We start from the raw sequence: 13,002 nt of genomic DNA, 5'->3' as shown, positions 1-13,002 counted from the left end.
ATAGCCTGTGCGTACCGGGCACCCATTCAATCCGGCAACGCCGGCCTTGCGGCGCTGGCTCGAAATCGCCTTCTATCGCGCGGCTTTAGTGCGCCGCTTTGCTGATCGCTTCGGGCGCCGCTGCGGTCCGGATCCGATCAGCTTCTCGATCTCTCCATCTTCAACTTCCTGCTCCAACCGGTCAAGATTCTCGTAGAGTTGAACAAGTGTCGCTTTCAGTGTCGCTGCGTCCTTCGCCGACATATTGCCGGTAGCGACCCTCTCATAATGAGCGGCGACCGGCATGAAGCGGGCGGCCAGCGCCGAGCCGTGTGGCGTCAATGCGACCTGCAGACTGCGCTGATCGTTTTGCGGTCGCTCGCGGGAGACAACGCCGTCGCGATGCATGTCGGCGACAAGGCGCGACAGCGTCGACATTTCCACCGATGTCAGCGCCGCCAGCTCGCTCAGTCGAAGCGGACGGCCCTGTTCGGCAAGCGCCGCAAGGACCCGATACATCGGTAGCGTCAGCCCTTGCTTCCGCACGATCCTGACAAAGAGCTCCCCCATGCGAACGCCGAGACGGGCGAGAAGATAGGGCAGGGAATTTGATAGCCGGTACATGAGGTTTATCCGGGTCAGCGGCCAATCGCTGCGCAGGTGTCACGCAATCTTGTCGAGACGGCAGTTGTAGTGACATCATTTGCATTTGCAACATTACCATTGACAAGTTATGGCGCCGTCTTGTCTGATCCCGTCAGGCAAAGAACAAGATGGAGGCCTCTGCGATGCATGGAAAAGTCGCTCTCGAAGAGCATTTCGCGATCGACGAGACGCTCCAGGACAGCGCCGGGTTTTCCCCCGAGGCGGACTGGCCTGAACTGAAGGCCCGGCTGCTCGACATCCAGGACCGTCGCTTGCGGGAGATGGATTCCCACGGCATCGAGGTGATGCTGCTTTCCCTGAATGCTCCGGCCGTGCAGGCGATACCCGATCAAAACAAGGCCAGCGAGATATCGCGTCGGGCGAACGACTTTCTCGCCGAGCAAATTCAACGTCAGCCGAAGCGATTTGGGGGTCTGGCGGCGCTGCCGATGCAAAGCCCCGACCTGGCTGCCCGCGAACTGGAGCGATGTGTGGGCGAACTTGGGTTCTGCGGCGCCCTCGTGAACGGCTTCAGCCAGATCGGCGGCAACGAATCCGGCATTTACTACGACCTCAACGCCTATTGGCCGTTTTGGGCCGAGGTCGAACGGCTTGATGTGCCGTTCTATCTCCACCCGCGAAATCCACTGCCAAAAGACGCTGCCATTTACGAGGGCCACCGCTGGCTGATGGGACCGACCTGGGCGTTTGGGCAGGAAACGGCGGTTCACGCGCTCAGGCTGATGGGATCGGGATTGTTCGACGCGTATCCGCGGTTGAACATCATCATCGGGCACATGGGCGAGGGGCTGCCCTATTCGATGTGGCGGATCGACAACCACAACAAGTGGATGCGCGAACAAAATCGCTATCCGGCCAAACGGATGATCGCCGACTATTTCCGCGAGAATTTCTACATCACGACCTCAGGGAATTTCCGGACCCAGACGCTCATCGATGCCATGCTGGAAATAGGCGCCGATCGAATCCTTTTTTCGACCGATTGGCCTTTCGAGAACATCGACCATGCGTCAGACTGGTTCGACGCGGCGCCGATCGCGGAGGGCGATCGTCATAAAATCGGTCGGGACAACGCCAGGGCGCTATTCAAGCTCGACCAAACCGTCAAATAGATCCGCCGGAGAGCGGGCCCGTCAACCAGTCAGGGGAGGATGCCATGAGTTCGCAACCCGAAATCGACGTCCACGAAGAACTGGCGGGCGCGGCGGTCACACCCTTGCACAAGGCGCTGGGCGTCTTGATCACGCTCATCACCTTGTTCGACGGCTACGACACGTTCAATCCGGCCTATGTCATCCACTACGTGATGCAGCCCTGGGGATTGGCTCCCAGTCAGGCGGGACTCCTGGTCAGCTCGGGTCTGGTCGGCTTTCTGTTCGGCGCGATGGGTCACGGAATGGTGGCGGACCGTTTTGGGCGGCGAAGCACGCTGCTGGCCGGGCTTTGGATCGTCAACGTCTTGACGCTGCTGACCGCCTTGTTGGCCACCGATTTCCTGAGCTTCTGCGCGCTGAGATTTCTCACCGGCCTCGGCCTCGGCGTGCTGCTGCCGCTTGGCACGACTTATATCAATGAACTCGCGCCCCAGCGCCTCAGCAACCGCTTCTCGCTGTGGGGGGTGACGCTGGGCTGGTCGTTGGGTGGTGTTGCCGCGGGCCTGGTCGGGGTATTCCTGACGCCGCAATATGGCTGGCAAATCCTGTATTTTGTCGGTGCACTGTCGATACCGCTGACGCTGGTCGTGCATGCCGTGCTGCCGGAAAGCCCCAAATTTCTGGCCGCGCACGGGCGCATCGACGAGTTGCGATCCCTGCTGTCGCGGCTGCGGCCGGAGCGGCGGGCGGTCTACCAGAGCGGCGCATTCCGGGTAGCCGGGAAATCCGCGCGGCAGAATACGATCGCGGCGCTGCTGGCCCCGCGCTACCGCCGTGTCTCGCTGACGATCTGGGTTACCGCGTTTCTCAGCCTGTTTGCGATCTTCGGGCTCACGGGGTGGATTCCCACCGTCATGCTCAAGCGCGGCGAAACCTTTGCGGCGTCGTTTGGCTTCGGCGCCCTGATGCAGGCTACCTCATTTTTCGGCGGGCTTGCGCTTGCCATGCTGGCGGACCGGGGATTTGCCAGCACGCCGCGTTTGCTGGGCGGGTGGTGGGCCGTCGGTGGCCTTGCCGTGGGCGCGCTGGTGTTCGTCAACGGACACGGGTTCAATCTGGCGATTGTGGCGATCGCCGGTTTCTGCATTATTGGCGCCCAGCACGTCCTCAACAACTTCACCGCCAATTCATACGAGACAGGCTTTCGCGCCAGTGGCGTCGGCATGGAGCTGGGAGTGGGGCGCGTTGGCGCGATTCTCGGACCCTATGTCATCGGCCTGCTGCAGCAGGCGACCGGAGGGCCGGAAGCGGTGTTTTGGGCGATCGGCGGCGCGGCGATCGTCGCCGCTCTTGCGATCGGATCGTTCATGCTGCAGGCAAATACCACTGAAGTCGGCGTGGCGCCCGCAGAGTAGCCGTGAACGGCAATGGCCATCGGTTAGCGGGCGGCGAGGATTACGGGCGATTCAACAAGCAGGGGGCGACAGGATGAAGACGGCCAGCGAATTGAACACCGGTTTGGAAGCCGAGGGGCTGCAGGGGCAGGTGCTACTGTTTGCGCGCCTGCTGCTCGCGCCGCTGTTCGTCTACAGCGGGATCGGAAAGATCCTCGCCTTCGGCCTGACGGCGTCGCGTCTGCCGGGCGGCGAGGGCGGGCTTGGCAGTTTGCTGGCGGCAGGATCCATCGTGGTCGAATTGGGCTGTGCATCGGCCCTTGTCCTCGGGATCTGGACACGGTGGGCGGCGGTTATACTGATCGGTTTCACGGTCGCAGCAACGCTGATGTTTCATAATTTCTGGGCGTCGCCCGCACCGCAAGTCCAGGGGCAGACCGTCAACTTCCTCAAGAACCTCGGCCTGATCGGCGCCTTCGCCATGATCGCGGTGTTTGGCGCCGGCACATATTCGCTGGATGCGAGGTGGCGGCGAAAGTCGCAGTCCCAATAGGCGTCGGGAAAGCCGCGCCGGGAGCAGCACCGTGACGACGATCAATTGCGATATGGGCGAGGCGTTCGGCCTCTACCGGATGGGTGACGATGAAGCGCTGATGCCGCTCGTTTCGGTCGCCAATGTCGCGTGCGGTTTCCACGCCTCCGACTTCAACCACATGCGCAACACGGTGCGCCTGGCCAGACAGCACCATGTCAAGGTCGGCGCGCATCCGTCGCTCCCCGACCTTCAGGGCTTCGGCCGCCGCGAAATGAAAATGTCGCGCGACGAACTGGCCAACTGCATCATCTATCAGGTGGGCGCGCTCAAGGGCTTCCTTGAGGCCGAGGATATGGTGCTCAACCACATCAAACCCCATGGCGCGCTCTACGGCATGGCGGCGCGGAGCGAAGCCGTCGCCCAAGGCATCTGTGATGCTGCCGATATCTTCAAAACCCCGCTGATGGGTTTGATCGGTACCCAGCACGAGATCGTGTACAGCGCTCGCGGCCACAGGTTCATCGCGGAATATTACGCCGATCTCGAATATGATGATGACGGCAGTCTGATCATCACGCGCGAGCATAAAGCCGTGGATCCATCCGAGGCCGCGTCGCGCTGCCTGCGTGCCATCGCCGAAGGCAAGACCAGGAGCATCCATGGCCGGGATGTTCCGGTACGCGCTGATTCAATCTGTGTCCATTCGGATACGCCCAATGCCGTTGAAGTCGCCCGCGCCGTGCGCGATGCGGTGATGGATCGCCGTCCGTAGTCGCCGATCGAATGCGAACACGATGCATGCGGCCGCAGGCTCTCCGCCCTTTTTCCGCTGTTTTGCGCTATCGTTGCGGAAAATGGCGGGCAGGGAGGCACATCGGTGACCGATTTTGTGACGATCGAGAAGGGCCTTGGTCCGGAAGGCCGCGTCGCGGTGGTGCGTTTTGACCGCGGCGACGGCATCAATGCGCTGTCGCCGGAAGCGCTGCGCCAACTGACCCAGGCGGCGCGCAGTTTCGAGGATGACGGCGACACCTCGGTCGTTGTGCTCACCGGGGCCGCCAGGGCGTTCAGCGCGGGCTTTGACCTGAAGGATTCAGAGGGCCGCTTGCGCAAATCCATGGATATCGGTTCGCTGCGCCGGCATCTGAAACTTGGACCCCGGCTGAGCCGCGCCTGGCAGGAGATGGAGCAGATCACCATCGGCGCCATCGAGGGATTTTGCATCGGCGGCGGCGTAGCGCTCGCCGTGGCGCTTGATTTCCGTGTCATCGGCCGCGATGCCCATCTGCGGGTGCCTGAAATCGGGCTCGGCATGAACATGAGTTGGCAGAGCATCCCGAGGATGCTGCATTTGATGGGACCGGCCCGGACCAAACAGGCGGTGATCCTGGCGGACCAGCGCATCAGCGCCACCGAGGCGCTTGAATGGGGGTTGGTGGAGGAGGTCGCCGATCCCGGCAAGGCATTCGACGCCGCGATGACGCTTGCGGCCAAAGTGGCCGCGCAGCCGCCGTTGTCAGTCGCCATGACCAAGTTGACCGTCAACCGCCTGGCCTACGCGCTCGACGATCTCGCCAGCCATATGGATGTCGACCAGTTCGCGCTGGCGAGCCTGACCGACGATCACAAGGAAGGCGTCGCGGCGTTTCTGGAGCGGCGCAAGCCGCGCTTCAGGGGGCGCTAGGACCTCCAAAGGAAGCACAGGCTGCCTCGTTGACAAATGCAACCTGTAGGAGCAGTTTCATAGCGGCGTTTTTCATGACCGATCGGACAGGCGATGTCGAAAGCGGTCCTCGCGCTCTCCTGTGCACTCTGTCTCGTTTACCCAACCACCGTGTCGGCCTGGGGCTACCAGGGCCACAAGGTGGTCGGCTCGATCGCCGATCAGTTACTGAAACCGAACGCCAAACAGCAGGTTCGCCAGATCCTTGGCTTCGATTTGCGAACCGCAGGTCCCTGGGCCGATTGCGTGAAGAGCGTCGTCCGCCATGACGATGGCACGTTTCGCTACGAAGTGGACCCCAACCATCTGGAGTTCGAAGTTCCCTGCACCCCCTTTAGCGCGAAGGAGGAGAGGGCCCGGATCGTCGACTATGTCCGTCGAAACTGGGACACCTGCTCCTATACACCGGACGGTTTCGAACGCGGCTGCCACAACACGTTCCATTTCGACGACATCGCCGTCCAGCGAACCCGCTTCGATCGAAATTTCCAGGGCCAAAATCCCCATGACCTGGTCGCGGTTATCGGCGCAGCGATCGCCGTGCTGACCGACAAGCCCATGGCGCCACCGTTCCCGTTCTCGATCAAGGACAAGAAGGAGGCGCTGTTCATGCTCGCCCATTTCCTGGGCGACCTGCATCAGCCCCTGCATGTCGGTTCGGTTTATCTCGATGCCAACGGCAGGCGCGTCGATTCGGATATCGCCCACGCGGTCGATCCAGCGACGGCGACCTCCGGGGGTAACGCGATCCAGGATCAAAACGTCAACCTGCATCACGAGTGGGATGACATTCCGACCGATATCGGGGATGCCGCAACCAGGGAATTGTTGTCGGATGCGCGCGAGGTCTCGGCCAGCCAGGGCCGCATCGAAGACTGGCCGGCCGCGTGGGCTTCCGACAGCATCCTCGTTTCGCACGATGCTTTCAGAGGCTTGACGTTCAAGCTGATCCAGACCGAGCCAGCCAACACCTGGTCGGTCGCGTTTGACGATCACGTCGCCTATCTGCGCGCGCAAGATGCGATCAAGCGCAAGCAGCTGGCCAAAGGCGGAGCAAGGCTGGCCGAAATCCTGAACGCGATCTGGCCCTAAAGTCCCGGTTCTGATCCGATGCAGACCGGGCTCTTGTCGCTTGTTTTGCGGTCTACTGTGCCGAAGCGGTTACATGCTTGCCGATCCAGTCCAGCAGGATATCGGCGATATCGAGATTGTTGTCGTCCTGCATCAGCATGTGCGTGTTGCCCTTGATCCCGATGTCGGGCAGCACCAGCAGCTCTGCCTTGCCGCCGGCCGCGTTCGCGGCGGCAACAAAGGCGCGGCAGTTCTTCAACCGCGGCGCCCAGCGCGGGAATTCGTCCACATAGTCGCCGAATAACACCAGCATAGGCAGGCCCGCATAGGGGGGCATGTCGTCGGTCGGAGCGGGACATGCGCCGGGCTCGATGGAAACAATACCAGCGATGCCTTTCCGGCTCAGAACCGCGGTTTGAAACGGGTAGATGCCCGACTGCGAATGGCTCATCAGCACCGTGCCGCCGATCTTCTGCGCCAGTTCCGAAAGCGCAGGGACGGTCGGGTTGGGGGTAGGGAGGCTGTTCAGGCTATCCGGGACCAGCTGTTTCCAGAATTCCGCCTGGGCCGCGACGGGAAAGCGCATGCCCGGCATCAGCTGCGGATATTCCTTGCCGAACCGAAAGATGGCCCAGGCGCCCTCGCGGCCGGCCGAGAACACCGTCGGCAGCTGGTCCACTGCGGCCTTGCCGCTGCGAACCGCGTTGATCGCGGACGGGTCGGCGGCGGAACGGCCGCGCCAAGCCTGATCGATAACGTAGGTGGGATGGCCGCGGCGGAGAAAGTATTCATCCCAGCCCATGCGACCGTCCGGCGTCGTTTCCCAGGTCTTGCCGGTCAGGCAGCAGCCGTGGATCAAAATGATCGGGACGCCCGGCGCACCGCTGGGAACCTGGTAGCGCACATACATCTGGTCGACGGTGATGGTGCCGGACGCGGCGTAGGCAGGAAGGGTCGACAGCGTCTCGGATTTAACGTCGCGTCCGCCGATGAAGAAGCTGCCTTGCCGGGCGATGGTGAGGGGGCCGGGATCGGGGCGAGGGGTTTGCGCGCTGGCGGAAACGGCGATCGAACAAAGGCTGGCGACAATCAAAATTGCGCGCATCGAGCTTTCCTTCCCAAGACCGAGGCGTTCTGGCGCCCCTTTTGAACTGGATCGAATCCGGATTTGCGATGCCGGATCGTTTCGGATTTCACTGGGCAATATCCTAGCTTCGCTCTTGGAGAAATGCTCCTTTGCGTGATGCAGTAGCCCGCGAAGCGCATGGCCGAATCCCGGTCTTGGCCCGGGGCGTCGAGGCGAGAGGGCGTTCGGTGGAACGCGGAAGATCAAGTCCGGCGACAGAACCCAATACGTCGGATTCGCATAAGGTATATTATGGAATATTTTATTCCACGTCATTTCAAATGCTTATAGCCGGATTTTGATCTTCCACGATATTTTCAGGCGCTTGGCGGACAACATCAACCGCCCGCCTTCCTACAGCCGGATGTTCGCGCTTCCAATGGAGCGCCACTGCGTGACCTCGTGGATCGCATCATGGCGCTTGATCAGCACCGCCGCGTCCCCAGCGCGTTCTGCCGCCGCCCTTTGATGAGCCACAGACCCAGACCAATCGAAGATGATCGCGAGCTGGTGGCGATGGGCGCGCGGCGCAGCGAACGCGACGGCGGCGGCAACGATGCCTGGCGCGAGGTCCCCATGGACGAGCGCTCCAGCGGATCGTCGCCGTGGGTTCCGAGAGCGCGGTCCGGCAGAGAAATTGCCCCAAGAGAGATGATTGCAAAGGCTTGGTATTTCCGTTGAAAGCGGGCAACAAGCGGACCGAAACGGCTGATGACCCGGCGGTGCCGGGCCCGTATGATGCCATCCATAAGAATAATTCAGGGAGATAACAGATGGGCTTTTCGCGGCGGACGCTATTGAAGGCATCGGCGGCATCGGCTGTGATGGGCAGCGTGGGCGCGCCGTTTGTCGCGCGGGCCGAGCAGGCCGAATTTACCTACAAATTTGCCAATAACCTGCCGGATTCGCACCCCCTGAACATTCGCTCCAAGGAAATGGCAGCGGCGATCAAGACCGAGACCAATGGCCGCTTCGACCTGCAGATTTTCCCGAACAACCAGCTCGGCGCCGACACCGACGTGTTGAGCCAGCTCCGTTCCGGGGGCGTCGAATTCTTCACAATGTCCGGCCTGATCCTGGCGACGCTGGTGCCGGCCGCCTCGATCAACGGGATGGGTTTTGCCTTCCCGGATTATCCTACAGTCTGGAAGGCCATGGATGGCGATCTTGGGGCGTTTGTACGCCGAGAGGTTGCCAAGGCCAACATCGTGGCGTTTGAGAAGATCTGGGACAACGGCTTTCGCCAGACCACCTCTTCGACCAGGCCCATCAACGGACCCGGCGACTATAAGGGCTTCAAGATCCGGGTGCCGGTGTCGCCGTTGTGGACCTCGATGTTCAAGGCGTTTGACGCGGCCCCCGCCTCGATCAACTTCAACGAAGTCTATTCGGCGTTGCAGACCAAGATCGTTGAAGGCCAGGAAAATCCGCTGGCGCTGATTTCCACCGCCAAACTGTACGAGGTCCAGAAGTACTGCTCGCTGACCAACCACATGTGGGACGGCTACTGGTTCCTGGCCAACCGCCGGGCCTTGGAAGCGCTGCCCGCCGACGTGCGGACGATCGTGGAAAAGAATGTCAATGCTGCGGCGCTGAAAGCCCGCACCGATACCGAGAAACTCAACGCTACGGTGCGCGAGGACCTGGCGGGCAAGGGGTTGATCTTCAATCAGCCGGATGTAGCGCCTTTCCGCGAGAAACTGCGCTCGGCCGGGTTCTATTCCGAATGGAAGGGAAAATACGGCGACGAGGCGTGGGCCATACTGGAGAAGTCCGTCGGCAAACTGTCGTAGCGGGCCGATCCAGACGATGATCAAGGGACGATGATGGCTCACGCCGAGACAGCGCAGGCGGCGACCGGCGGGGTGGTGTCCCCTCGCCGCCGTGCGCTGGCGGTGACACTCGAAAGCTGGCTCGGAATGCTGGTCGAGATTCCGGCCGCGTTGCTCGTTGTCGCCGAGGTGTTCACGCTGTTCGCAGGCGTCGTTGCGCGGTACGGCCTGCAGCGGCCCTTGATCTGGTCGGATGAGCTGGCGTCGATCCTGTTCCTGTGGCTGGCGATGCTCGGGGCCGCGGTGGCTTTTCGCCGCTCCGAACACATGCGGATGACGGCAGTTGTCGCCAATGCGAAGCCCGCCATGCGGGCCTATCTCGACGTCGTGGCGACCAGCGCCGCGCTGGCTTTTCTGCTCTTGATCGTCGGGCCGGCCTATCAATACGCTTACGAGGAAAGCTTCATCACCACGCCGGCGCTACAGATACCCAATATCTGGCGGGCGGCGGCGCTGCCGGTCGGCGTCTGCCTGATGGCGCTGTTTGCGTTGCTGCGGCTGGTGCGGGTCGGCGATATCAGGCTCGTGCTGCGCGCGGTGCTGTCGGTCGCCTTGCTGATCGCGGTTTTCTGGCTGGCGACGCCGTGGCTGCGTCCGCTCGGCAACCTCAATCTGATCATTTTCTTCGTTGGCGTGGTCGGCTTCTGCGTCTTCGCCGGCGTGCCGATCGCCTTCGCGTTCGGACTTGCGATTTTTGGCTACCTAGCGCTGACTACGCGCACGCCGCTGATGGTGCTGGTCGGACGCATGGACGAGGGCATGAGCCATCTGATCCTGCTGGCGGTGCCGCTGTTCATCTTCCTCGGACTGCTGATCGAGATGGCCGGCATGGCGCGCGCGATGGTGGCGTTTCTGGCCAGCCTGCTCGGCCATGTGCGCGGCGGCCTGAATTACGTGCTGGTGGGCGCGATGTATCTGGTGTCGGGCATCTCCGGCTCAAAAGCCGCCGACATGGCGGCGGTGGCGCCGGTGCTGTTTCCGGAAATGAAGCAGCGCGGCGCCAAGCCGGGCGATCTCGTTGCCCTGCTCGCGGCCACCGGCGCGCAGACCGAAACCATCCCGCCTAGCCTTGTGCTGATCACAATCGGCTCGGTGACCGGCGTTTCGATTTCGGCACTGTTTACCGGCGGCCTGCTGCCGGGCGTCGTGCTGGCCATCACGTTGTCGGCGCTGGTGTGGTGGCGCTATCGCGGCGAGGACCTCAGTCATGTCAAGCGCGCCAGCGGCGCGGAGATCATCCGGTCCTTCGTCATCGCCCTTCCCGCGCTCGCGCTGCCCTTCGTGATCCGCGCCGCGGTCGTCGAGGGCATCGCGACCGCGACCGAGGTTTCCACGATCGGGATCGTTTATGGCTTTATCGTCGGCCTGCTGATCTATCGCCGCTTCGACTGGCGGCGATTGATGCCGATGTTGATCGAGACCGCCTGCCTGTCGGGCGCGATCCTGTTGATCATCGGCACCGCCACCGGCATGGCCTGGGGTTTGACCCAATCCGGATTTTCGCGCGCGCTTGCCACCGCGATGACCGGCCTGCCCGGCGGTTCCGCCACGTTTATCGCAGTATCGATCGTGGCGTTCACAATTCTGGGCAGCGTGCTCGAAGGTATTCCGGCGATCGTGCTGTTCGGCCCGCTGTTGTTTCCGATCGCCCGCGCGGTTGGCGTTCACGAGGTCCATTATGCGATGATTATCATCCTCGCCATGGGCATTGGACTGTTCGCCCCGCCGTTCGGAGTGGGATATTATGCCGCCTGCGCCATCGGGCGCGTCGACCCCGCCGAGGGTATTCGTCCGATCTGGGGCTATCTGCTGGCGCTGATGGCCGGCTTGATCATCGTGGCGATTTTTCCGTGGATCTCGATCGGATTCCTCTAGGTAAGGCGGAATGGAAGGTGACCGATGGGTGGACAGCAAAGCCAGTACAGTATCGGCTTGGAGAAAACGCCCGCCAATTTCGTGGCCTTGACGCCGCTGAGCTTTTTGGCGCGCACGGCGGCGATTTATCCTGATCACACCAGCGCCGTCTACGAGGGCCGCGTCTTCACCTGGTCGCAGACCTATGCGCGCTGCCGGCGCTTTGCGTCATATCTCGCGCGCCGGAACATCGGTCCCGGCGACACGGTCGCGGCGATGCTGCCGAATATCCCGGCGATGAACGAGGTCCATTTCGCGGTTCCGATGGCCGGCGCGGTATTGAACGCGCTCAACATCCGGCTTGACGCCTCCTCGATTGCGTTCCAGCTCGATCATGGCGGCGCCAGGATCATCCTGGTGGATCCGGAATTTGTGAGCGTGATCGCCGAGGCGCTGGCGCTGATGAAGGGCGAGAAGCCATTTGTCATCGATGTTGACGATAAGGCCTTCGCGGGCGGAAAGCGGATCGGCGAGATCGAATATGAGGACGCGCTGTCGCAGGGCGACGAAGGTTTCGCCACCCGCCTGCCCCAGGATGAATGGGACGCCATCGCGCTGAGCTACACTTCGGGGACAACCGGCAACCCCAAGGGCGTCGTCACCCATCACCGCGGCGCCTACCTCAACGCGGTCAGCAACATCCTCGCCGCCAATCTCGGCCAGCATCCGGTCTATCTCTGGACGCTGCCGATGTTCCATTGCAACGGCTGGTGTTTCCCCTGGACCATCGCGGCGGCGGCTGGCGTCAATGTCTGCCTGCGCAAGGTCGATCCCACCAGGATTTTTGAATTGATTGCAAAGCACGGTGTCACCCACATGTGCGGGGCGCCGATCGTTTACAACACCCTGATCAATGCGCCCGACGCGCCGAAGAAATCGGGCGCGCGCCCCGTGGTCGGTTTGATCGCGGGTGCAGCACCTCCAGTTGCCGTGCTCGAGGGCGCCGAAAGCATCGGCATCAAGCTGACGCATGTCTACGGCCTGACCGAAGTTTATGGTCCCGCCTCGGTCTGCGCGGAGCAGCCGGGCTGGGACGAGCTGCCCGCCGATCAGCGCGCACAGCTCAAGCGCCGCCAGGGCGTGCCCTACCCGCTGCAGGAAGCCGTCACCGTGATCGATCCCGAGACCATGCGGGAAGTGCCGCGCGACGGCGAGACCATTGGCGAGGTCATGTTCCGCGGCAACATCGTGATGAAGGGCTATCTCAAGAACGAAAAGGCCACCAGTGAGGCCTTTGCCGGCGGCTGGTTTCACACCGGCGATCTCGGCGTGCTCGACGAACACGGCTACGTCATCATCAAGGATCGCTCGAAGGACATCATCATTTCCGGCGGCGAAAACATCTCCTCGGTCGAGGTCGAGGACGTGCTTTTCAAACATCCCGCGGTGCTGTTCGCGGCCGTGGTCGCGAAACCGGACGGCAAATGGGGCGAAGTCCCCTGCGCTTTCGTCGAACTGAAAGAGAACGCACAGGCCACCGAAGCCGAGATCATCGCCTTTTGCCGCGCACAGATGCCCGGCTTCAAGACGCCGAAATCCGTGGTGTTCGGTCCGATTCCGAAGACCTCAACCGGCAAGATCCAGAAATTCATGCTGCGCAATCAGGTCAATTCGGCAAAGGCGATTTCGGCGTAGGGCGCCCCGGTCTGAACGGTCTAATTTGAAAGA

General features: G+C 62.1%; 12 protein-coding genes. 10 read left to right on the top strand and 2 right to left on the bottom strand.

The genetic code is table 11. The annotated features are described in order from the left end of the window. Positions 1-72: 72 nt before the first annotated feature. Positions 73-603 carry a MarR family transcriptional regulator gene (locus E8A46_RS17905; RefSeq protein WP_291563528.1) on the bottom strand — a complete coding sequence of 177 codons (531 nt, stop codon included), beginning with the start codon at positions 601-603 and terminating at the stop codon, positions 73-75. 164 nt (positions 604-767) lie between these two features. On the opposite strand from E8A46_RS17905, the gene E8A46_RS17900 reads away from it, so the two are divergent. The 6 genes from E8A46_RS17900 (at position 768) to E8A46_RS17875 (ending at position 6,483) form a co-directional block, all read left to right on the top strand. Next, entirely contained in the window at positions 768-1,757 is a 990-nt protein-coding gene (locus E8A46_RS17900) for an amidohydrolase family protein (protein WP_291563525.1), read from the top strand. Between the two features lie 44 nt (positions 1,758-1,801). Continuing rightward, positions 1,802-3,154, top strand: a complete 1,353-nt coding sequence (locus E8A46_RS17895; RefSeq protein WP_291563522.1) for an MFS transporter — start codon at positions 1,802-1,804, stop codon at positions 3,152-3,154. Positions 3,155-3,227: 73 nt separating this feature from the next. Continuing rightward, positions 3,228-3,686 (top strand): DoxX family protein, encoded by a 459-nt coding sequence (locus tag E8A46_RS17890; protein ID WP_291563518.1) that lies wholly within the window; start codon positions 3,228-3,230, stop codon positions 3,684-3,686. A gap of 31 nt (positions 3,687-3,717) precedes the next feature. Next, positions 3,718-4,440 carry a LamB/YcsF family protein gene (locus E8A46_RS17885; protein WP_291563515.1) on the top strand — a complete coding sequence of 241 codons (723 nt, stop codon included), beginning with the start codon at positions 3,718-3,720 and terminating at the stop codon, positions 4,438-4,440. A gap of 105 nt (positions 4,441-4,545) precedes the next feature. Continuing rightward, positions 4,546-5,352 carry an enoyl-CoA hydratase/isomerase family protein gene (locus tag E8A46_RS17880; protein ID WP_291563512.1) on the top strand — a complete coding sequence of 269 codons (807 nt, stop codon included), beginning with the start codon at positions 4,546-4,548 and terminating at the stop codon, positions 5,350-5,352. Positions 5,353-5,445: 93 nt separating this feature from the next. Beyond that, positions 5,446-6,483 (top strand): S1/P1 nuclease, encoded by a 1,038-nt coding sequence (locus E8A46_RS17875; protein WP_291563510.1) that lies wholly within the window; start codon positions 5,446-5,448, stop codon positions 6,481-6,483. A gap of 52 nt (positions 6,484-6,535) precedes the next feature. Here the strand turns inward: E8A46_RS17875 and E8A46_RS17870 are convergent, their stop codons facing one another. Next, positions 6,536-7,567, bottom strand: a complete 1,032-nt coding sequence (locus tag E8A46_RS17870; RefSeq protein ID WP_291563507.1) for an esterase — start codon at positions 7,565-7,567, stop codon at positions 6,536-6,538. Positions 7,568-8,002: 435 nt separating this feature from the next. Here E8A46_RS17870 and E8A46_RS17865 point away from each other — a divergent pair, with 435 nt between their 5' ends. From E8A46_RS17865 to E8A46_RS17850, 4 genes are all read left to right on the top strand, one after another. Next, positions 8,003-8,269 carry a hypothetical protein gene (locus tag E8A46_RS17865; RefSeq protein WP_291563504.1) on the top strand — a complete coding sequence of 89 codons (267 nt, stop codon included), beginning with the start codon at positions 8,003-8,005 and terminating at the stop codon, positions 8,267-8,269. 92 nt (positions 8,270-8,361) lie between these two features. After that, a complete protein-coding gene (locus E8A46_RS17860; protein WP_291563501.1) occupies positions 8,362-9,381 on the top strand; it encodes a TRAP transporter substrate-binding protein in 1,020 nt (339 codons plus the stop codon). 33 nt (positions 9,382-9,414) lie between these two features. Continuing rightward, positions 9,415-11,295: a TRAP transporter large permease subunit gene (locus E8A46_RS17855; RefSeq protein WP_291563499.1), complete on the top strand. Its 1,881-nt coding sequence runs from the start codon at positions 9,415-9,417 to the stop codon at positions 11,293-11,295. Between the two features lie 24 nt (positions 11,296-11,319). Continuing rightward, positions 11,320-12,969 (top strand): acyl-CoA synthetase, encoded by a 1,650-nt coding sequence (locus E8A46_RS17850; RefSeq protein ID WP_291563496.1) that lies wholly within the window; start codon positions 11,320-11,322, stop codon positions 12,967-12,969. Positions 12,970-13,002 lie beyond the last annotated feature (33 nt).

This window comes from Bradyrhizobium sp. (assembly GCF_004799445.1).
In the GTDB taxonomy this organism is placed as follows: Bacteria; Pseudomonadota; Alphaproteobacteria; order Rhizobiales; family Xanthobacteraceae; genus Bradyrhizobium.
This window is presented reverse-complemented; position numbering and strand designations above follow the sequence as displayed.

What these genes read in the sequence shown, in the direction of transcription:
- E8A46_RS17905 (WP_291563528.1), bottom strand. Translation starts at nt 603, where the DNA reads ATGTACCGGCTATCAAATTCCCTGCCCTATCTTCTCGCCCGTCTCGGC.
- E8A46_RS17865 (WP_291563504.1), top strand. Translation starts at nt 8,003, where the DNA reads ATGGCGCTTGATCAGCACCGCCGCGTCCCCAGCGCGTTCTGCCGCCGC.
- E8A46_RS17875 (WP_291563510.1), top strand. Translation starts at nt 5,446, where the DNA reads ATGTCGAAAGCGGTCCTCGCGCTCTCCTGTGCACTCTGTCTCGTTTAC.
- E8A46_RS17890 (WP_291563518.1), top strand. Translation starts at nt 3,228, where the DNA reads ATGAAGACGGCCAGCGAATTGAACACCGGTTTGGAAGCCGAGGGGCTG.
- E8A46_RS17900 (WP_291563525.1), top strand. Translation starts at nt 768, where the DNA reads ATGCATGGAAAAGTCGCTCTCGAAGAGCATTTCGCGATCGACGAGACG.
- E8A46_RS17855 (WP_291563499.1), top strand. Translation starts at nt 9,415, where the DNA reads ATGGCTCACGCCGAGACAGCGCAGGCGGCGACCGGCGGGGTGGTGTCC.
- E8A46_RS17870 (WP_291563507.1), bottom strand. Translation starts at nt 7,567, where the DNA reads ATGCGCGCAATTTTGATTGTCGCCAGCCTTTGTTCGATCGCCGTTTCC.
- E8A46_RS17860 (WP_291563501.1), top strand. Translation starts at nt 8,362, where the DNA reads ATGGGCTTTTCGCGGCGGACGCTATTGAAGGCATCGGCGGCATCGGCT.
- E8A46_RS17850 (WP_291563496.1), top strand. Translation starts at nt 11,320, where the DNA reads ATGGGTGGACAGCAAAGCCAGTACAGTATCGGCTTGGAGAAAACGCCC.
- E8A46_RS17895 (WP_291563522.1), top strand. Translation starts at nt 1,802, where the DNA reads ATGAGTTCGCAACCCGAAATCGACGTCCACGAAGAACTGGCGGGCGCG.